The 21056-nt window shown below is 30.4% G+C and carries 16 protein-coding genes; 3 read left to right on the forward strand and 13 right to left on the reverse strand.

Translation table 11 applies throughout. From position 1 onward, the window contains the following. Positions 1-7 precede the first annotated feature (7 nt). The 4 genes from ACKTSW_RS00770 to guaB form a co-directional block, all read right to left on the reverse strand. Positions 8-487 (reverse strand): hypothetical protein, encoded by a 480-nt coding sequence (locus tag ACKTSW_RS00770; RefSeq protein WP_408023366.1) that lies wholly within the window; start codon positions 485-487, stop codon positions 8-10. Beyond that, positions 484-5904: a fibronectin type III domain-containing protein gene (locus tag ACKTSW_RS00775; protein ID WP_408023367.1), complete on the reverse strand. Its 5421-nt coding sequence runs from the start codon at positions 5902-5904 to the stop codon at positions 484-486. The genes ACKTSW_RS00770 and ACKTSW_RS00775 overlap by 4 nt, the downstream gene beginning before the upstream one ends. Positions 5905-5920: 16 nt before the next feature. Next, positions 5921-8296: a TonB-dependent receptor gene (locus ACKTSW_RS00780; protein ID WP_408023368.1), complete on the reverse strand. Its 2376-nt coding sequence runs from the start codon at positions 8294-8296 to the stop codon at positions 5921-5923. Positions 8297-8545: 249 nt separating this feature from the next. After that, entirely contained in the window at positions 8546-10021 is a 1476-nt protein-coding gene (gene guaB / locus ACKTSW_RS00785; protein ID WP_408023369.1) for an IMP dehydrogenase, read from the reverse strand. 246 nt (positions 10022-10267) lie between these two features. Here guaB and ACKTSW_RS00790 point away from each other — a divergent pair, with 246 nt between their 5' ends. From ACKTSW_RS00790 to ACKTSW_RS00800, 3 genes are all read left to right on the forward strand, one after another. Further along, entirely contained in the window at positions 10268-11026 is a 759-nt protein-coding gene (locus tag ACKTSW_RS00790) for a hypothetical protein (RefSeq protein WP_408023370.1), read from the forward strand. 118 nt (positions 11027-11144) lie between these two features. Then, positions 11145-11732 (forward strand): hypothetical protein, encoded by a 588-nt coding sequence (locus tag ACKTSW_RS00795; protein WP_408023371.1) that lies wholly within the window; start codon positions 11145-11147, stop codon positions 11730-11732. 5 nt (positions 11733-11737) lie between these two features. Continuing rightward, positions 11738-12007 (forward strand): hypothetical protein, encoded by a 270-nt coding sequence (locus ACKTSW_RS00800; protein WP_408023372.1) that lies wholly within the window; start codon positions 11738-11740, stop codon positions 12005-12007. Between the two features lie 3 nt (positions 12008-12010). Here ACKTSW_RS00800 and ACKTSW_RS00805 read toward each other — a convergent pair whose 3' ends face one another. The 9 genes from ACKTSW_RS00805 to ACKTSW_RS00845 form a co-directional block, all read right to left on the reverse strand. After that, positions 12011-12754 (reverse strand): LytR/AlgR family response regulator transcription factor, encoded by a 744-nt coding sequence (locus ACKTSW_RS00805; RefSeq protein WP_408023373.1) that lies wholly within the window; start codon positions 12752-12754, stop codon positions 12011-12013. Positions 12755-12758: 4 nt separating this feature from the next. Beyond that, complete coding sequence (locus ACKTSW_RS00810; RefSeq protein ID WP_408023374.1) at positions 12759-14459, reverse strand: tetratricopeptide repeat-containing sensor histidine kinase; 1701 nt, start codon at positions 14457-14459, stop codon at positions 12759-12761. Positions 14460-14461: 2 nt separating this feature from the next. Then, a complete protein-coding gene (locus ACKTSW_RS00815) occupies positions 14462-14959 on the reverse strand; it encodes a hypothetical protein (RefSeq protein ID WP_408023375.1) in 498 nt (165 codons plus the stop codon). 165 nt (positions 14960-15124) lie between these two features. After that, a complete protein-coding gene (locus ACKTSW_RS00820) occupies positions 15125-15616 on the reverse strand; it encodes a hypothetical protein (protein ID WP_408023376.1) in 492 nt (163 codons plus the stop codon). Next, a complete protein-coding gene (locus ACKTSW_RS00825; protein WP_408023377.1) occupies positions 15617-16153 on the reverse strand; it encodes an FMN-binding protein in 537 nt (178 codons plus the stop codon). It lies immediately after the preceding gene. Between the two features lie 100 nt (positions 16154-16253). Further along, positions 16254-17456, reverse strand: a complete 1203-nt coding sequence (locus ACKTSW_RS00830) for a hypothetical protein (RefSeq protein ID WP_408023378.1) — start codon at positions 17454-17456, stop codon at positions 16254-16256. A 143-nt stretch (positions 17457-17599) separates the two neighbouring features. After that, positions 17600-19150 carry a bifunctional metallophosphatase/5'-nucleotidase gene (locus tag ACKTSW_RS00835; RefSeq protein WP_408023379.1) on the reverse strand — a complete coding sequence of 517 codons (1551 nt, stop codon included), beginning with the start codon at positions 19148-19150 and terminating at the stop codon, positions 17600-17602. Between the two features lie 36 nt (positions 19151-19186). Beyond that, a complete protein-coding gene (locus ACKTSW_RS00840) occupies positions 19187-20017 on the reverse strand; it encodes a hypothetical protein (protein ID WP_408023380.1) in 831 nt (276 codons plus the stop codon). 6 nt (positions 20018-20023) lie between these two features. Beyond that, positions 20024-20881, reverse strand: a complete 858-nt coding sequence (locus ACKTSW_RS00845) for a hydroxymethylglutaryl-CoA lyase (protein ID WP_408023381.1) — start codon at positions 20879-20881, stop codon at positions 20024-20026. Between the last annotated feature and the right edge of the window lie 175 nt (positions 20882-21056).

A 21056-nucleotide genomic window follows, 5' to 3' on the forward strand; every position in this document is an offset into this window, starting at 1 on the left:
TTAGCTACTATACATCTTTCTGATAGATAATTTTTTTCTCTAATATTCCTTCAGGCAGTGGTAAATCGAACTCACTCTTAGTTCTCTCTTCCCATATTTTTTCTATCTTACTTGGAGATACTTCTTTAATGTAACTATCTGATAACTTAATGAAATCATACTTTTTAGCTATTTCTTCATTATAAGTTATTAAACCTATTACATCTCGTTTTTCATTATAACCCCAGAGCAAAAATTCATCACCTTTATAACTCCCTTTTGTTTCTACCTTATAGGCGTTACTTAACTTATCAACTCTAATATCTTTAAAAAAACTATTCGAATTATCATCTGATTTAAAACCTTTTAACTTTCCTAACTCTTTTGGATAAGATAATTCTCTGTGATTTTCAATTTCAGGATTTGAAATACCATGACCATAATATTCTGTTATTACCATTTCAATTCCTTCATAAATGGTATATGTTCCTCTCCTTATCTTCATCATGGTAACTCTATAAATTTATTTTCTTTCGAATTAAATACTGCTCTTAGTGTCTCTGTTCCATCAGAGGAAACCTCCCAAAGTTCTGCTCCTTGATTAGGTATATTTTGAGGTGTTTTCCATTCGGGCACTCCTAATCTACCATTGCTTCCTCCTGTAAATCCATTTCCAGTATATGGTGCTTTTCCATCAATAACTGGCAGCTTTGGTACAGAAGCTTTTGGTGTAGGTGTTTTATATCTTATAACACCAAAACTCCCATCACTTAATTTAAAAGGTTTTGTTCCATCATCTAAAACATAATCTAATCGCATTCCATAATAAACATCTTCAAAAGTAGATAAGTGCTTTGCATCTTTAGCTGTGGTTACAAACCCTCCTACTGTATTGTACTTTCCATCCAAGTATTTTTGAATATCTTTTTTAGGGAAGACTTTTTGTAAAATAGTATTACCGTCTGGTAATGGTATTTCATTTCTAATAGCTTCTATTTTAGACATTTCTAAAGCAGACATTTCAGCTAAATCGTATCTTTTTTGTTGAAGTAATTTAAAATCATTAACACTTAAACTATGTTTACTTGCTAGTGAAGCAATATTATCAGAAAAACCTGTTAAAGAATTTACATAAGATTTATTGAATTTAACATTCCCCCTTATCTCTTCTAGGCTTCTAAACCCTATTTCTTCTCCTTTTTGTAAAATATCATTTTCTGGTACATCTCCTTTTTGTACAATTTGTGCACCATCTTCTTTAGGTATAACTTTCTTTTTCTGTAAAACACCATCAACATATCTTGCTACTTCATCTCCTCTACCGTATTGATCAATTACTTTTGCATATTCTTCCTTTAAGTTTACTGTAACATCTCCTTTTTTTATCCCACTAAAAGAGACTGGAAGGTTTATATCAAAAAGTTTATCTGCTTCTTCTAATCCATTTATTAGCTTTTGTTTGCTCTCTGCTCCTGTAAATAATTTCTTTAATCCTTGATAAGAAGCTTCTCCTTTGTATGAAAACCTAGGGCTAACTTTAGCTAAAACTTCAAGGTTAGTCTCTATAATTCTTATTTTTGGAAAATCTTCTAATACTTTCCACGCTTCTATTAAGTCTTGTCTTTGGAAATTCGTAGCTTTTTTAAAGAGATCCTCTAACAGTTTATTTTCTGCCAAGTCATTTTTTAACTTACTAGGAAGATTCTCTAACCAGTTTGTTGAAACATTAATAGCAAAATGTTCATCTAATACTTTTTTTATCTCATCAGCATCATCTAAATCTCCTCTAGCTGACTCATATAATTCTTTGGTTTTAATTCTACTAGCTGTGATTTTAGCATCAATAATACCTCCTCCCATAAGTCCAAGCTGGAGATATGTACTGTACTCTAGAAAAGTATTACAGAACTCTTTATTTTTTTGGCAATATTCTAAATCTCCATACTTAACCATCATAGAGAGGAAACTATTAGTTATATCAACTGTTCCCATTGTAACTCTTCCTACTTTATGTAAAGTAGATAAGTGCCTTAATTTTGTAAAATTCCCTACTGCTGTTAGTGTAAGTGCTACATCAAATACTAACCCTGCCTGATCTAAACTTTTTGATAAATTATCTTTCTTTATAGTTCCTCCAAAGAAAATTGCAGGTATTTTTTTTGTTATTTTAGAAGTACCACTTCCTTCGAAAGTTACCTGAACAGGTTGAAAATAATTAAACTTTAAGTTAGCTATAATCTTACTTCCTCTCTTTTGTTTAATAGTAAAACTATCTGATAAAAAAACAGGATCTTCATAAGATACTTTTGGAAACCATGAGTTACCATCATAGTGTATCCAATATGGAGTTAAACTAGATTCTATATCGGTTATTCTTTCTACATACTTAAAAGTATTAAGACTTTCGTACTTACTTCCAATCCATAATTTATATATAGCCTCTATGAACCTTGTAAAGTTATCTTCATTTCCAACCCATAAGTTACCTGCAGTGTCATCACTTAATTGCATGAATAATTTTTGGAACACTTCTATGTCTTCTAATAAATACCCCAAAAACTCATTAGAGTAAGATGTTACCTCTCCTTTTGGAGCTGTTTCTATGAGATCTAAAAATAAATCTTCATAATATTCGGTAACCCATTTCTTTTCTCTGTTAAGGTATTTTATAGTTCTTGCTATGATTTCAAACCTTTCTTTAGCAGTAAAATATTGTACGCCACAATTAGCTATACTTTTTATTTTTTCAAAGTCTTCCTCAGTAAACTCTTGCTTATTTTCATTTAATATTTCTGCTAAAATTTGTTTTGATTCTTTCTCTATTTCAAACTTGTCTTCTGGAAATAAATATTTTCTTAATCTATTTAATGTTTCTGGAGAGGCTCCTGAATCATACCTTGGTGTATAGATTTCTACATTTTTATACAATAAACTAAAACGATCTCCTGGATTATGACTGTCTATTACAGCCTCTGTTAAACGTACTGGTTCATATACTGATTTTCCTTCAAAAGTTCCTTCTCCTATTATTATACCTACAAGACTACCTTTCCACCTAAAAGAGTACTTTCCTTTCTTGCCAAATATATTGGTGTTAAATTTCATATATCCATCTTCGGAATTGATATATGCGCACCTTATTAATTGGAAAACCTTGTCGGTAAATTCTTTATCATTATACTCTCCATCTTTATCTCCTTGGAACCAATACAATTGTACCCCTGGAGCATGCATTTTTTTCCAATCTAAATGATTTAGAACAGTTCCGCTACCATAATCCATTAAGAAATTAGTTGCTCCTTGACCAAATTGATATTCATCCCAAGTATGTTCTAATCCAAAAATTCCGTGTCCTAATTCGTGTGCTAAAGTTCTTGATTGTTTTGCTACAGTAGTTGCATTTTGAGTAAACACAAAACCAAACTGCCTTTTTAACGGCATAAAACCTAACACATTAGCATCACTTATAGATAAATTGGTTACAAAAACATAGTATGTTTTGTCTGTATAATAGTTTTGTTGTTTTACATAGTTATTAAATACTAATTGTTCATTTGTGTAATGTGATAAAACAGAACTATCCCCAATTTTTAAGCTTCTATTTCCATCTATATCCCAACCATACACTTCATCTGGTAAAATACTTTGCCCAGTTTGAATATTTAATCGAACTCCAGCTTTTCTATATACTTCTGCTGCTTTTTCTTTTAATGCTTCGCTAACTTCAACACCTTCTCCAACTGGTATTAAAGTTATATTTATGCGTTCTAATTCTTTAGATGCTAAGTGTGTTGTTATTAAGCTACCTGCTACATCATACTTCTCATTATCTTCTTTAGACTTTATGACTGCTAAAATCTCTTCATCTGCGTAATCGAACTTTCTCTTTAATTTTAATGTTGCTTCAGTACTATTATCATTCCAAGTAACTTCAACTTTAGCACCATCTTTTGTCTTAAAAATGATGTCTTCTTTTGAAATGCCAGTATCATTGATGGTTACTTTGGCTGTAATAAAATCTTCGCCTTGTATGTCTGATATTGCTTTATATGGTACTTTATACTTTGTACCATTTGCTTCTAAAACTTTATACTCTTTTTCAAAAGTTACAGAAGTGTTTTCTGGTAATGCATCAAAATAATATTCTCCAGATTTCTGAAAAATAACTGTAACTCCTGTTGCGGTTATTGCATTTACATTACCTTCTTCATCAGTACCGTTTGTTGTATTGTTTGCAACAGCACCTCCTTCAGCTCCTTCTTCTTTTGTAACAGTTCCATCTTCTCCTACCGACCATACATCTCCATTGGCACTTTTTATACTTATATCATCATCACCTGGTATAATAGCTTCTTCTCCATTTGTTCCAGTAATGACAATCGCTCCATTTGCATCTATTTTCACTTCATCTATTACAAAATCAACTTCTACTAAATCGTTCTTTATTCCATCATCTCCATTAATTCCATCAGAAATATCTGCATCTACAGTGGCTGATGCTCCCTTACCAAATTCTGGATCATACAATGTTACTATTTCTCCCTCAGCGAGTTGATTAGCAGTGTTTATTAAAATATTTGAAAATGTTACACCGAACTTAGCAAACTTTAAATAAGGTATTGCTACATAACCTTTTCCTGAAATTCTTCCATTTGATTGGCTTTGAATTTCACTTATCGTAATCTTAAAATCTCCAGCGGTAATTTCATCTCCTATATTTAACCCAGGATGTGGATTTCTATTTGAAATAGCAATCTCATCAGGTACTATACCGCAATTATAATTTGAGTCTTCATTTTGTATCAAGTCTGTCGTTACATATTGCAACTCTGAATAGTCGCTAAACTGATAACTACATTTTCCTTTTACTTTATATTCATAAGTAGTTCCTGGTTTTAAGTTCCATATAGTTGCCCAACTACTGTTAGTTCTTTTGGTAAACCAATTAGCATTCGCCTTTCCGTTTTCTCTGTAAGCTATGATATATTCTGAAAAGACTGTTGGGTCTTGTTCCCAAAAAACGTTAATTTTAGAAGTTCCTTTAGATTCAGCTGTTATGTTTTCTGGCACCTGACATGGTACTGTTCTTGAAAACCAAAAAACCTCACTATATCCTTGGTTTTTAAATAGCCCTATTTCTTCTAAGCCTTGCAGTGCTTTTACTCTTACTCTCCAAGCATATCTTCTTCCTGGCAGTAGCAAAGGCTTATCTGGTCCATAAATTAAGCTCGTTCTTCTAGTTGTTTCCTCATAGATAGGAATTTGTGACAAAAATGCTGTTTGAGGGTTTACTAAATTATCCCAAACTTCAACAATGCTAAATTCGTACTCTACATTACTAACATTAATATGACGGGGCGTCCATTGAAAAAAGATATTTTCAAAATCTTTAGGCTCAATATTACTTCCAGTTACTGGTGTATTAAGTATGGGCGGTTCATTTTTGAATATAAATACAGTAGTACATTTCTTGGCTGATAATTTGGCTCCTGATATATAATCATACACCTCAAAACAAAAGTTATAACTTCCTTCTGGTATTGTTTGTCCATAAACAGAAGAACTTATTCCTTGTATATTTTCAATTTTGTAATATGGTGCTAACTCTGTATTTCTTAACGTTAAGGGTATTCCTCCTTCTAAAAATAAATCTTGAGCACCAATAACAAAATCTTTGCTTGAAAAACGTATGTTACCTCCTTCAAAATACGTTTTTAATCTTATTTGACGATTTGGTATTGTTAAATCATTTAAAAAAAATTGTACTGTTATCGGGCTATTTAAACTAGTATCATCTGCATAATTATAAAAATTAACTGGTGCAGGAGCTTTTACTCTTGGTATAATACTAACAGGAAACTGTTGAGCAAAAATGCTTTTAAAAAAAAACAATAAAAATGAAATAAGGAGTAGCTTTCTTTTCATACAATAAGGCAAAGGGTTAATCTGTATATTTTAATTCATATTGATTTTCATCAATATGTTTTTCTGATTCTTTAGCAAAAAAGTCTATTACAAAACCTTGCAAATATAATTTTATTTTCTTCTTTTTCTCATTCATTTTAAACATCTTATAAACTTTTGATGCATTTAATTCTCTAAACTCTTTGAGTACGTTTAAATCTTCTTCTACCATCTTAAAAGTTTTATATTCTTCTATTTTTGAAACAATCCATCTATGAACAAGTAATTTTTTATGAGACCTTCTCAGTACTTGATTCATTTTGTTAAATTCGGCTTGTACGTCTTTTGGATATGAAGCTCTTTCTTGTGGGGTTTTATACCATAAAATATGTTTTCTTATTTCTTTCTTATTTTTCAAATAGTCTTGTTCTGTTGGATAATCTAAATAAATGGCACTTTTATAAACATCTGCTAAAGCTTGGTATATAAGTTCGTTATAATCTTTTAAATATTCTTTAGATTTATATATATCATCAAGTAGTTGAATTACCTTTATCTTGTATACTCTATTGTTTTTTTCTTTAGCTATTTTTATCCTTTCCTCTTGAAATCTTTTATTTATTTCTTTAGGAATATTTTTAAAGTTTTTAGACTCTAATAACATATTAACTCTCAAACTTACCTCAGAAATTGTTCCTTCATATAGAGAGTCTTTATAAACAAATCTAATGGGTTTTTTAACCTTCTTTTCTTTTTTCTCTTTTTTTGTCTTTTCTCTTCTTTTAAATTTTAAATCCTTTGAATTAAAAATTCCAAAATTATAAGTATAACCAAACGTCATAGTTATACTTTTATTAGAGATATTAGTTGAATTTCTTAACTGAAAAAGTCCGTTTAAATTAAAATTATGTCTTTTATGGTATACATATCTTGCTCCTGTCCTTAAATTAGTTACTTGACCTTCTCTATTTCCTTTATTAATACTTTCGTTATAACTTAACGAGCCATTTAGTTTTAGTTTTTTTTCTAAAAAACCTTTAGTTACAAAAATTGTAGGTCCAAAAATTAGGTTTTCATCTGTTATTCCTAACTCACTATAACTAGCATTAATGGCTCCTGAAATTGTTAAATCTGAATCAGGATACCCAATGGTATATGCTCCTGTCAAATTATAAAACGAAGAGGCATCTTCTTCTCTAACTTCATCACCTATTTTGTTTACAGCATCTTGAAAAGACAAACTAAGGTTTAAATTTTGTTTAGTACTTGTGGTTTCTTCTAAAGTATAGTTTACATTCACATTTGCATTTTGTGAAATCTGACTTATATTATCTTGATCCAACTCTTCCTCTATTTGAGATACACCATTAATAAAATCGAATTGATTTTTAATATTAGTATAGGATTGAAAATTAGAATAACCTGCACTTATGTTTAACTTTTCACTTGCATTGTATCCTAAGTTTATAGAACTAACCAATCTACTTAACTGAATGGCTTTTGTATTATCTATATCATCTTTTTGTAAACCTCCATTTAAGTTTATAGATAGCTTATCTTTAAAAATGGTTTGAGAAGCGTTTACAGTTAAGTTCTCTAAATCATTATTAAAAAAATACCCTCCTAAAGTTCTATAATTAGGGTCAATTAGCTCATACCCTAACCCTATTACTCCTCTTCCTACTTTATAAACTAAATTTAAATTATACGCTTTATAATATTGAGTTGTTGGATTACTTGACAATAAAAAAGATGCAAAATGATTACTTTCTCCTTCAACTCGAATATCTTCGGTTAAAGCTGATAAAGCCACTTCAGCATTAAATTTTAAATCTTTTAAAAAATTTAGTTCTGTATTAAAACTTAGTACTGTATTATCTTTAGGTAAAACTTCTTTTTCTATTGGGATTGGGTTATTTAATGACTCGGTATCATCTTTCGCTCTAAAAAATACAACTCCTGCTGTTAACTTATCAAACTTATATGAAGCTTTAATTCCATAACCAATTCTCTTATAATTTGCTTCTCCATTTAAATTCTCTTCATTAAATTCTCTTTCTTTTAAAAACCTACCATACATTAAACTTATTTTTAGTTTGTCTTTAGGTGACAAATCAAAACCAACACCTGTAAACTGATGTCCGTTTAATGTATAAGGAGAAAAACTCATATTTATATCGCCAATGTGTGCTGTTACCCATTTATAGCTTGGGTGAATACTTAACCTATTAAAAGTAAATGGTGTATTTGCTTGAAATTTGCTGTTTGAATATGAAAAAGAAACTGGAATATTATAAACATCACTAATATTTAGATTAACATTTCCTGACAAAAAATAGGTAAAAGGTTCTCTATTAGAATTTCCATTATAATATATTGTATTTACCCCAACACCTCCTGTTAATTTAAACAATGATACCTTGCCTATTCTATCTAAATTTTGACTATAGATAAAAAGGGGTAACAATAAAAAAAATAGTACTATATTTTTCTCTCTATTCAAACAATTTTAATTGGATGGTAAAAGAAAGATTTTTTAATTCAAAAAACAATTTTCTCTTCACTTTTTAAAATATAATTTAAAAAGCTGTTAATAGTTAAATTAACAGCTTTTGTCTTTAATAGTTTACTACCTACATTAAGGTAATAATAACCTTATATTTTATCGTCTACTATAGTTTGGTGCTTCTTTAGTAATCGCTACATCGTGTGGATGACTTTCGTTAATTCCACTGGCTGTAATACGAACAAATTTTCCTGTGTTTTTTAGGGTTTCAATGTCTTTTGCTCCACAGTATCCCATTCCTGCACGTAAACCTCCAACAAACTGGTGGATGCTTTCTTGTAATTCACCTTTATATGCAACACGTCCTACAATTCCTTCTGGAACTAATTTTTTAATATCGTCTTCTACATCTTGGAAGTAACGATCTTTTGAGCCTTGTTTCATTGCTTCAACAGATCCCATTCCACGGTACGATTTAAATTTTCTTCCTTCATAAATAATAGTTTCTCCTGGAGATTCTTTGGTACCAGCTAATAGTGACCCCAACATTACACTGTCTGCTCCTGCTGCAACAGCTTTAGGAATATCTCCTGTATAACGAATACCACCATCAGCAATTACTGGAACTCCACTTCCTTTAATAGCAGCTGCTACTTCTAACACTGCTGAAAATTGTGGAAAGCCTACTCCAGCAACTACACGTGTTGTACAAATAGACCCTGGTCCTATTCCTACTTTTACAGCATCTGCTCCTGCTTCTACTAAATACTTTGCTGCTTCAGGAGTTGCAATGTTCCCTACAACTACATCTAATTCTGGAAATTTTGCTTTTACTTCTTTTAATACAGAAACTACTCCTTGTGTATGCCCATGAGCTGTATCAATAATTACTGCATCTACTCCTGCTTTTACTAAAGCTGCTGCTCTATCAACCGCATCGTGTGTTACACCTAATGCTGCAGCCACACGTAACCGTCCATACGTATCTTTATTTGCTGTTGGTTTTTGTGTTAATTTGGTAATATCTCTAAAAGTGATTAAACCTACTAACTTATCATTATCATTAACAACTGGTAACTTTTCAATCTTATTTTCTTGTAAGATAACTTCGGCGTCTTTTAAAGAAGTTCCTTCTGCTACTGTTACTAAGTTTTTAGAAGTCATTACCTCAACGATAGGGCGCTCGTTGTTTTTTTCAAAACGTAAATCACGATTGGTTACTATTCCTACTAACTTTCCTGCTTCATCAACAATTGGAATTCCTCCAATTTTATGCTCATGCATTGCTTGTTTAGCATCTAAAACAATAGCGCTTAACGATAAAGTAATCGGGTCGATTATCATACCACTTTCTGCACGTTTTACCTTACGAACTTCTTTAGCTTGTTCGGCAATCGTCATGTTTTTATGTAACACTCCTATTCCTCCTTCTCTGGCAATAGCAATAGCCATAGCAGATTCAGTAACAGTATCCATAGCGGCAGATACTATTGGAACATTGATTGTTATGTTTCTTGTAAATTTTGTTTGGATTGAAACTTCTCTAGGAAGTACTTCTGAATAAGCAGGAACTAATAAAACGTCATCATACGTTAATCCTTCACCTAGTATTTTAGATTGATGAGCTTGCATATGCAATCAATTTAGTGTGTTGTTAATTAATTGCATGCAAATATACTACAAATAATATAAAATACATCTTTAAATTTAAGTTAAGTAAACCATTATTTGCGTTTATTAGTTTATTTTAGCCTTTTAAACAGAACGTTAATAATTAAGTTTTGTACGCTTAAGACTTCTTACTTGCTTCTTTTTTAAATTATTTTTAGTTTTACTGTCATATTTTAACTCTTTACTATTCATAAATACTGGTAATTAATGGAAAAAAACACTTTTGAAAAAACTAGGGAAACGGTTACTCATACAAATGGAGTTTATCCTAAATTATCTAAAGAGCTAATAACAGAAATTAATAATATGTTGTCGTATGCTATTTACAATGGCATTATTATTAATACAGAAGTTAACTCCTTAATTGAAAGTAAGGATTTAAACGATTTAATTAATGCACATAATATCTTAGTGAAAAATATTGCTCCTGCTACACCGAAATCGATAGAATACACTAAAAAACTACGTGATGAAGAGAAGCATAAGTCTATTTTTAGCAAGCTCCCTACTATAAGAAATCTTATTTTTTTAGCACTTTTCTTTTTAGGTTTACTTGTTGTTACTGCGATTTCTCCTGATGTTAATAATAATTCATTAGATAAAGGTTTGATGAATAACTCGGGGCTATCGTTACTTTTAAATCTTTCTTTTTTAGCTTCAGTTTCTGGTTTAGGTGTTGTTTTTTATTTGCTAAGAAAAGTTAGTGATGCTATTAAGGAATCTACCATGGTTTCAGAAGAGTCTATTTCATATGTAGCACAAATTATTCTTGGTATTATTGCTGGGCTTATTATGTCAGAAATTATTTCATTTTACTCCACAGAACCTGGAAATATTAATCTTTTTAACAAGGGGGCTTTGGCTTTAATTGGAGGGTTTTCTTCAGAAGCTATTTTTAGTATTCTAGAAGGAATTATAGATAGAATAAAATCTATTTTTATCGTGCCAAAAACCAATGCAAAATAACTTATAATTAAAATAAAGAGGTTGTTACACCAAGTAATTATCAATATAGCATAAAGCATACTAACCAAACTTAGCTCAATTATAGTAGCAACCTCTTTTTAATTTAAATTTTATACTCATGAAGTATTTTTACTTAGCTATTCTTAGTTGCTTTCTACTTTCTTGTGCCAGTATTCCAAGCTCTACTGTAACACTTACTAAAGAAGTTATTAAAGAAGCTGATAATATGCATCAGCTAAATGTATCTTTAGTCAACAAACTTTTTGATGAGCGAAAAGAAAAAATCAATTTATTTATTGAAAATAAGTACACCCCTACACTACTAAAAAAGTTTGAGGGTTTATTACCTGATTCTTTAGATTACAAAAAAGAGTTACCTAATATTCTTAGTAGTATTGTTCCTGTTATTAATCGCAAAAAAGACTCTCTTCAAAGTGTGTTAAATTCACAAAGACAAGATATTTTGAACCAGCTAAACTCTAATTATAGTGATTATAGTAAAGCTACTACTTCGCTTCAAAACTTAATTAATTCTGCGGTGAAAATAAAAACTAAAGAAAGTGACGCTTTGTATGCAATAGATCAACTTACAGGGGATAAAATTAATATACAGAAAGTTGAAAACACCATTAATCAAAGTATTGATAAAACTGGAAATGCTCTAAATAAATTGATAACCATTGAAAAAGTAATTACTGAAAAATAACGATTATGAATTCTATAGATTGGAACAATATAGCTAAAGAAGCTGCTTCACAAACTGATGCCGAGTTTAACAAACAATTGGCTAGTTTAACTAATTTAAAACTTAGTGAAGTAGATGCTTTTATTAAGGAAAGTAAAATCACCAATACTAATGCTATAAAAACACTAAAATTAATTGATGATGCTACTATTAGTAACAATGAAAAAGCCAAAGCTATTTCTAATATCGAAAATGGCTTTGGCTTTGTAATAACTTTAGTTTCTAAAATAGTATAACAACTATCTAAAAATGGTGTTGTCTTTTATAAACGCATTTTTATAGCGTTCACTAAAGAGTATTTTTTCTCCATTATCTAAAACAATAAGGTTATCTTCAAAATAAATTTCATTTATTTTTTTAATGTTAACTAAGTAATTTCTATGCACTTGTCTAAAGTCTGGATTAGATAACATGTCTTTTAGCTTGGTTAACGATAACTTTATAAGGTAGTTTCCAGAATCACAAATTAAACTACAGTATTTTTCTTTTACCTCTATGTAGTTAATAGAAGACACATCTACTTTAACAACACTCCTTTTCTTCTTAATAAATAAAAAAGCTGGACTTAATACGGCATTTTCTGATGCTAAACTAATACTGTTGTTTTGTTGATAACACGATTCTATTGCTAATTCTAAAGAGAATAACAACTCTAATTTATTATATGGCTTTAATAAATACACCAATGGGTTGGTTAGCTTTGCTTCGTCAAAAACTTCTCTCCCCTGCATACTTGTTAAGAATAAAAAAGGGATATTAATTCCTTCTTTATTCAAGCGGTGAGCTAACGAAATTCCGTCTGGTCTTCCATTTATCATGATGTCTAAAATAATAACATCAAAAAAGCGATTTCTGATTAGCTTTTCTGCTTCTACTGCATTTTTTGCTAATGATACTTCGTAATCATTATCTTCTAAAAAAGAAGAAAGTTCTAAAGCTTCTTCTTCTGAATCTTCTAGCAATAGTAATTGTAATTTCTTCATAATTTTATGCGCTTGCGTTGGGTAACAAAATTCGTATAGTTGTCCCCACTTCCAACTTACTATCTATGAGTAGTTTTCCGTTATTCTTTTTAATTAGTGTTTGACATAGTAGCATACCTAAGCCTACACCTTCTGATCTGTTAATTTTGTCAATACTTAAATCTTCTAATCCTTTTATTTTTGCTAGTTTTTCTTCTGAAATTCCAAAACCTGTGTCTTTAATTTCAATTGTACTAAATTCTTCAGAGTCGTTATAGGTTTTTATTGCTATTGTACCGTTTTCTCCTGTATACTTTAGTGCATTATCTAACAAATTTCTCAATACTATTTTTAAGGACTCCTTGTCTGCTTTTACCAAAATAGTTGCCTCTAACATTGTTGTTAGTACTATATTCTTAGCTTCTGCAATTTCTTCAAAGTTATAAACAGCTTGTTCTACCAACGGTTTTAAAGGATATTCTTCTGCTTTAAATGATAATTGGTTGTTTTGTTCTAACGACCAATGCAATACATTATTTAATAAATGACTCGTGCTTTCAGTTAATGCAATAGCGTTATTGGTAGTTTCACTTACCGCATCGTATTCTTTGTTTTTTAACTGTCGTTTTAGCTTTTCATGTTGTCTCTTAATTGTATTAATTGGCGAACGTAAATCGTGAGATACTACAGAAAATAAATAGTCTTTCGTTTTGTTAGCTACGTTTAACTCCTCTTTTTGTTGGGTAATAAACTTATTTTTACTTCTTAACTCTCTATAAAAATAGCCTAAAAGTCCTAGAAAAACTAATAAGCCAGAAGCGCCAATTACCAAACTCTTTTGTACTACTGCTTGACGCTTTAACTGTTCTTCTTGTACTACAATTTCTTGTTGCTTTTGGGCTACGGCTAATTGCTTATCTTTTTCTGTAAGCTCCCAAATTTTATCACGATTCCAAATAGAGTCTTTCCAACGACCATACTCCATATAATACTCTACACTTTTTTGGTAGTTCTTTCTATTCTTCTCTACAACCGCCATGTTTTGAGAAGTTAACTGTTTAAACTCTAGATTAGGATAGGACTTAGCCAAACTATAAGCTTCTTCAAACAATGGAATAGCATCACTATCTAAATACTGATTGTAATATACATTTGCTAAATCCATCTTAGCTCTTATTAAAGACAATGTATCCTTTTCTTTTATAAGAGAAAGCTCTTTTTCGAAATATTCTTTTGCTTTTGAATACGATTTTTTATGAATATAAACTATACCTATATTATGATAAACCTTTTTAGCAAACTTATCTGTTGTTTTTACGTTTAAATTCTCCCAATTTTTATAATGAGCTAAAGCTTTATCATAATCCTTTAACCTTAAGTGTATACTTCCTAAATTAAGCTCTTTTAAAGCTTTAAAATCACCACTTTCTGACACCAAAGAAATACTATTCAAAGCCTTCTTTAAAAGCTTTTTTCTAACCGCTGAAACACCTTGAATATAATTTAAAATGTCACGCTCCTCTATCGTTGATACCTTTAAAAGAGACTCATTAATATGCACATAACATGAATCAAACTCACTATTTTTATAAAAAGAAAAGACTTTACAAAACTTACTATTTTCCTTTTCTTTACATATAATTTCTGCTCTTTCTTTTAAAAACTCTAAATCTTGAGAATATATAACATTGCAACTAATTAATAAAAATAGAATAATTTTTTTCATTGTTAATTTCCATCTCCATCTTCAACTACAGGCCCTGTTACAGTACCTCTATCCGTTTCTGGATCTTCGTTATCATCACGTACAAAAATCATATCTACCGGCTCCGTACCTGCTTCTAATACATAGGTAAACTGTACATAATATAAATCGTACTGACTAGCTTCTTCATCACAATTAAACTCTACTCTAAAATCTCTACACAAATAAGTAACAGTGCTTCCATTTTTATCTAAAACTTTTACCTGTTTAACACCATAATAATTTAAATAAATTTCGTCTTTTTGAAGTTGTAAACCATTTTGGTTTGTTACTGGATTTAGCTTGTTTGATGGAATATAAGCTACCGTTGTAACCGTATAATCTGATGCTCCACTATTCTCGTTTGAAGAAATATTAGTTAACGGTCCGCTAGCTATCTCGCCAGCATTAATATTCATATTTAACTTTTTAAAATCTTTTAATGTTAATGTTACTCCGTTAACGTTTACTGGGTTTCCCATCTTTTATGTTTTTTTAAATTTGGTTATTGGCTAAATTTACAATAAAAATACTATTTAGAAAACCCACTTAAAATAATTTTTAAGTGAGGTTTTATGTATCCTATTACCTTTCTTGTAAACGAAGAATACAGAAAGAAAAGTAAACTAATAAGAAAGTTATATTATTTATTGTTTTTTAAAATACAATTGCTGAATAATAACAATTATTGAAGTAGCATACACAGCTGTCATTAAAAAACCTGAAGCCATTATTACATATTTCATCCAAGTAATACCTGTCCACATTACATAAATACCTCCAAAGGTACATACAACTGAAATAAAAGGTTCTATCATTAAAAACAGTTTCAGTTTCATAGAAATACTTGTTGTAGACAAAATAATTGCCAATAAAAAGAAAATTACTGAAAGTGATAAAATATGATTGTGTACTAATGTTTTAATTTCTCCAGAAGATTTTTTAAACATCATTTTAGTAGCCTCTTCATCGTCTTCATTTCCTAAGTAGCGTTCTTGTATTCCTTTTGAGCTAGCATTGGCCGTATCTTTTACAAAAGAAAGACCTCCAAAGTACCCTATACTTAACGTAACTACAAAAACGAATATTAAATGTTTTATTTCTTTAGGAAACTGATGAATAACTCCGTGAATCTGCATTTATAATACCTTATTTTGATGAAGAATTACTAAATTTTGAAGGAATGTATTTACAGCAATAGTCATTGATGAAGCAGATATTGTTGCTCCAGAAATTGCCATAATATCTTTTTGATACTTTAGCTTATCTTTTGATGTTTTACCTTTGAATTGCTTTAACCAACGTTTGCTACCTATTTCCCCACCATAATCTTCACGATAAATTAACACCTTAGTTTTAGCGATAATTAAATTTGAATCTAATAAAATTAAATAGTCAAATTCGTCTGTTTTACTAGGTGCTTTATCAATAAATGCATAACCAATAAGTTTTTCATTAGCATTTATTTTAAACAATTTTTCTCCTTTTATTTTACGTACAAGTTGGGCATTAACTTCATCTGATATTTCTACTTTTTGTAAGTCAAAATTCTCTACATCAAAAGTTTTGCTAATTTCTTTAGCTACTTTTTTTTGAATATTTTTTGGAATAACAAATGATAACAAGCTAAAAGAAGTTATTAATAGTACGAAAGGAAATAGTATTTGTTTTCTCATGTTGCAAAAATATTAGAATTAGTCTAAATAAAAAAACAAAAGCCGAATCAAATTACTAGAATTTGGTTCGGCTTTATATTTTTTTAAACTTTTGGTTCTCTTAGAACCAAACTCCAAAACCTAAGTTTAGTTGTTTTGTTGTTGAATTTCCTGTTACTGCATTGTTTTTTAATTGGTAGTCTGCTTTAAATGCAGCTCCTGGCGCAACTTTATAAGTTAAACCAAACGTCCACTCATCACGATCATAAGCAAGGTTTTTATTAATTCCTCCTTCTACAGATGCATGTGTATTAAAATCTTCATAACGAGCAAAAGCGTATAATTGTTGCTTTTTGTCTAAAGATAATAAGTTATAAGCAGCTTCTAAATACCATCCTTGTAACTCACTTCCTAATGCATCTTTAGAGTTATCTAAATCATATAATGCATTATATTCTTCAGTATCTGATAAACTAGCGTGTATAAATTGACCACGTGCTGTAAAACGTTGGTATGCATAACGAGCATCTAAACCAAGCATTGCAATTCCTACATCAGCTCCGTTAATATCTTCTACAGCTCTATCAGATTGTGTTCTACCAAAGTATCCTGATAATCCTAAACGTAATCCTGGTAACCCGTAATAATCTAATTTACCTGAGAAATTAATATTGTTCATTTTAGATTCAGCTCCTTTTTGACGACCTCCTCTTAAACCATTAGATCCTCCTAACATCCCAGTATATTCTCCTGTAGCATCATCGAAAGTTCCTGAGTTAAATCCGTTAAACATATAAGCTTGGTAACGTAAAGAAGCTTCGTCCCATTTACCAGATATTCCTAAACCAATTTCTCTCCATGTTGTTGGTACAATTGCTTTATCCATACTCGGTCTTTCAACTCCGTTGAATGTAGTTGGTTCGTGATATTCATTTACTATACCCATTGGTACTAACATTAAACCTGCTCTAACATTTAAGTTATCTGTTAAACCATACTGTAAGAATGCTTGCTCAATGTAAACTTCTTTTACATGCTCAAATTCAATTTCTGTAATAAACTGTGTTCTTTCGTTGAATTTGTAACCAAATAACATTACTACTCTATGAACATCTAAATTAGTTTCTTTACCTGTAGCTCTGTTTAAGTGTACTTCACCATAACCTCCTACTGTTAATCCTTTTTGACTTAAATTAGAAGATAATAAACGCTGTGCAGCATTTTGTTGGCTTTGTGGGTTTGTTGGAATACTATCTTTTGGAGCTGTTTGCGCCGATGCGCATAAAGATACTCCTGCTAATAAACCTAAAAATATTTTTTTCATTTTATTTAGATTGATTTTAAACTATTTTTGTTTTACGACCGCAAAAGTAATAGAGATAATTAATCTAACAAATTTTATTAAGACTTATTTTAAATAATATTTTATCTACCTTAAAACTGATTATTATTCAAGATTTTATAGAACTATTTTTTCAAATAATAAACTACAGCTTTTCGTATATCGTATGCTATTTCTTCCTTTTTAGGTTTATAAACGTTAATAACCTCTGACATTTTATCTGAGAGCATTGGAATATCGAGTCCTCTTAATAAGTAATCTGAAAAAGCAACTGTGTACGTTTTATCTTCTTCAAGTTTACCATTTTTAAGCATCCACTTCCCGTTCACTTTGTTAGCATTAAATCTTTGTAAATAAGCACCCGTTCCTGAAGCATCTACCCCAAAATTGAGTACTTTTTTTAGCAGACTTCCTTTAATCTCTACTTTTAAGACCTCACCTCCATATGGTAGCACTCTAAAAATATCTACTGCATTAATATTTCCTCTTAACACGTCGTCTATTCTTACAGAGCCTCCATTTACTAAAGCACAATCAACTTTATTATCATATGCTAAACTCATAGATTTTGCTATGATTTCCCCCATATTAGTTTGTATACTTCTAATCGTACTTTCTCTTGCATCTAACGGTTCTTTTGCTTTGTATATTACCTCGTAAGGGTTAGGTACTACTTCTTCAATTTTATCTTCTAAAACTAACTGCCATTTTTTAACAATGGCTTTTACTTTCTCATTAAAAGGAATAGTATTATTAATCTCTTTTAATTCAGATTTAAAATGTACTTCTTTTGTTTTTGGGCTATACTCAAACCTATGAATATAAACTGTTTTGGCATTAGCATCAGCCTTTGTAATTACCACCTCACCTACTTTATCGTAACTATTTGTATGCTCATGCCCTCCCATTATTAATGGTACGTTTGGTAATAGCTTTGCTATCTTTTTGTCTTGTATAAGAGAAGCATGAGTTAAACCTATAACTACATCAACTTGGTTTTTTATTTCGTTATAAGAACGTTGCATTTCTTTGTACATATTTCCGTAGTATACATAGTTTCTTGGGTTTGACGGAATACAAACACTTATAAACCCAACCTTTAATTTAGTTCCATCAAAGTTTTTAAATTCTTTAATATAATATTCCTTTAAAGCTTCTTTTTTACCATTAATAACTTTAGAGAAATAAGAATGTGTATTATCAACATTATGAAGCACATTTGCTGAAATCCAATCAAAATTACTTTCATTTAAACGTTCTTGAAGGTTTGTATAACTTACATCAAATTCATGATTCCCAAATGCTACTACATCAAAATTCATAGCATTCATAACTTCTACCATTTGTTTCCCTCTCACTCTACTCCCATTGTACTTCATTGTTCCTAATAAAGAAGGAGATAAAAAATCCCCTGCCAAGACTAACATAGTGTTCTTGTTTTCTTTTAATAGGTTTTGATGCACCGTTTCAACTCTAGCCATTCCTCCATACATACCTCCTTGAATTGGAGCTATCTCATATACATCGTTTAATTGAATTATGTTAAAATAAGTTTTACCAGCTTCTTTTTTAGACTGATGTTTTGTTTTTTGTGTAGTGATTCTGTTCCTTTGAGAACTGCAATTAATTAAAAAAGAAGCTACTAATAATAGTAGTAATACCCTAAACTGTTTCATTTGATTTCTCTTTAAACGAAACCAAATTTACAAATTCTAATGAAGATATTGACGAGTATTATTTCTAATCATTTTTCGATATTCTACCAATTCTGGAAATTGATAAAAGAAGTTTATTTTTTTGTGTGCTGTGGTTCTAGGTTTTTTAATTCTCGGTCTTAGCACAAAAGCGGTCCAACTTTCAACAATATCTTCTTCTGGACTTTCGGCAGCATAGTCTGTGAGGAACTCTGTACGATTATTTAAATATAAATCATACAGTTTTTCAACACAGTTTTCCTCTGTATAATAATTTGCTTCTGTGTAGCAATATTTTCGTTGAATAACATCCCAACGATTTAACAGTGCTCCTTTCCAAAACAAATTGACAAATCTATTAATGTAGCTATTTTTGTAAGCTTCTCCTTCCAATGTTAAATATAGCTCACCTTCTTTTTGCTCTCTTTTATTGGTAGGTCTTATTTGAGTTCTATTTAAAGTTAATAAATGTCCAAACTCATGTACTAATGTATAAACAGACTCATGAAGCCTTCTTTTATCTTTAGTTTCAAAATTAACATCCCTAATATCAATTTCTAATTGCCATTTATCATTTTTGGAACTCAATGCAACTAAAGCCCCTGTTTTTTCATCTACCCCATCTGTCATTAAAACGATACGTTTTATATATTCCTGAGTGAGCTCTTTTGGAAAAATCCTATTAAACTCACTCCAGTAATAAGCTGCTAAATCATCACTTACAGACTGATTTTCAATTACTCTTCCTTCTTTCACATTCCACATCCCTATTCTTTCTCTATCGATAGATTGAGAAAAAGCTGAAAAAGCTAAAAAAAAGAAAAAAAGAAAAATAATATTTAGTTTCATAATCTTTTAAAAAACTTCAAGTGCTTTATTATATGCACTTTCAAAGCTCATTGGTTTTATATTTGTTTCTACTTTATTTGTTGTAAAATAAGACAATAATTTTTCAGTAGGCATATTGCCTGTTAATTCATCTTTTGCCATTGGGCAACCTCCATATCCTTTAATAGCTCCATCAAAACGTCGGCAACCTGCTTTAAAAGCACTATCAATTTTTTCGTGCCATTTGGCTGGTGTTGTATGTAAATGAGCTCCGAATTCTATTTGAGGGTAACTAGGTATTAAGTTTGAAAATAAGTAATCTATATCTTCTGGTGTTGAGCTCCCAATCGTATCTGACAAAGATAAGATTTTAACTCCAAAGCCCGAAAGTTTTTCTGTCCATTCTCCTACTACCTCAACACTCCAAGGATCTCCATAAGGGTTTCCAAACCCCATTGACAAGTAAGCAACTACCTCTTTATTACTTCTATTGGCAATAGCTAAAACCTCTTTCAATGTATCTATTGACTGTTCTATTGTTTTGTGCGTATTACGCATTTGAAAATTTTCTGATATTGAAAAAGGATACCCTAAGTAATCTATTTCTTCAAATTGGGAAGCATCATTTGCACCTCGCACATTCGCTACAATTGCTAATAGTTTACTTTTAGTTGTAGATAAATCTAATTTTGATAAAACTTCAGCTGTATCTTTCATTTGGGGAATTGCCTTTGGTGACACAAAACTTCCAAAATCAATTGTATCAAACCCCACTTTCAACAGTGAATTGATATATTTTGCCTTTGTCTCTGTGGGAATAAAGTGACTTTTAATTCCTTGCATTGCATCCCTTGGACATTCAATAATTTTAACACTGCTAACCATTGTGTCAAATATACATATTTTGATTCGTTTTTTTACCTAGCTTTACCTGTCCCAATTTGGCTTTCACAAAACAACACTCAATCAATTAATTATCAATAAAATACTAAACAACAGAAATAGAAATCTGAAAATTATTTATTTTTATTCTTATAAACTGTCACAATTTAAAAGTTAA

The sequence above is a fragment of the Tenacibaculum sediminilitoris genome, assembly GCF_964513795.1.
Classification (GTDB): Bacteria; Bacteroidota; Bacteroidia; order Flavobacteriales; family Flavobacteriaceae; genus Polaribacter; species Polaribacter sediminilitoris.

Bases quoted from the DNA above. Each gene is read 5' to 3' on its own strand.
- ACKTSW_RS00810 (WP_408023374.1), bottom strand. From the start codon at position 14,459: ATGAAAAAAATTATTCTATTTTTATTAATTAGTTGCAATGTTATATAT.
- ACKTSW_RS00800 (WP_408023372.1), top strand. From the start codon at position 11,738: ATGAATTCTATAGATTGGAACAATATAGCTAAAGAAGCTGCTTCACAA.
- ACKTSW_RS00825 (WP_408023377.1), bottom strand. From the start codon at position 16,153: ATGAGAAAACAAATACTATTTCCTTTCGTACTATTAATAACTTCTTTT.
- ACKTSW_RS00805 (WP_408023373.1), bottom strand. From the start codon at position 12,754: ATGAAGAAATTACAATTACTATTGCTAGAAGATTCAGAAGAAGAAGCT.
- ACKTSW_RS00835 (WP_408023379.1), bottom strand. From the start codon at position 19,150: ATGAAACAGTTTAGGGTATTACTACTATTATTAGTAGCTTCTTTTTTA.
- ACKTSW_RS00815 (WP_408023375.1), bottom strand. From the start codon at position 14,959: ATGGGAAACCCAGTAAACGTTAACGGAGTAACATTAACATTAAAAGAT.
- ACKTSW_RS00845 (WP_408023381.1), bottom strand. From the start codon at position 20,881: ATGGTTAGCAGTGTTAAAATTATTGAATGTCCAAGGGATGCAATGCAA.
- ACKTSW_RS00770 (WP_408023366.1), bottom strand. From the start codon at position 487: ATGATGAAGATAAGGAGAGGAACATATACCATTTATGAAGGAATTGAA.
- ACKTSW_RS00775 (WP_408023367.1), bottom strand. From the start codon at position 5,904: ATGAAAAGAAAGCTACTCCTTATTTCATTTTTATTGTTTTTTTTTAAA.
- ACKTSW_RS00790 (WP_408023370.1), top strand. From the start codon at position 10,268: ATGGAAAAAAACACTTTTGAAAAAACTAGGGAAACGGTTACTCATACA.
- ACKTSW_RS00840 (WP_408023380.1), bottom strand. From the start codon at position 20,017: ATGAAACTAAATATTATTTTTCTTTTTTTCTTTTTTTTAGCTTTTTCA.
- ACKTSW_RS00830 (WP_408023378.1), bottom strand. From the start codon at position 17,456: ATGAAAAAAATATTTTTAGGTTTATTAGCAGGAGTATCTTTATGCGCA.
- guaB (WP_408023369.1), bottom strand. From the start codon at position 10,021: ATGCAAGCTCATCAATCTAAAATACTAGGTGAAGGATTAACGTATGAT.
- ACKTSW_RS00820 (WP_408023376.1), bottom strand. From the start codon at position 15,616: ATGCAGATTCACGGAGTTATTCATCAGTTTCCTAAAGAAATAAAACAT.
- ACKTSW_RS00795 (WP_408023371.1), top strand. From the start codon at position 11,145: ATGAAGTATTTTTACTTAGCTATTCTTAGTTGCTTTCTACTTTCTTGT.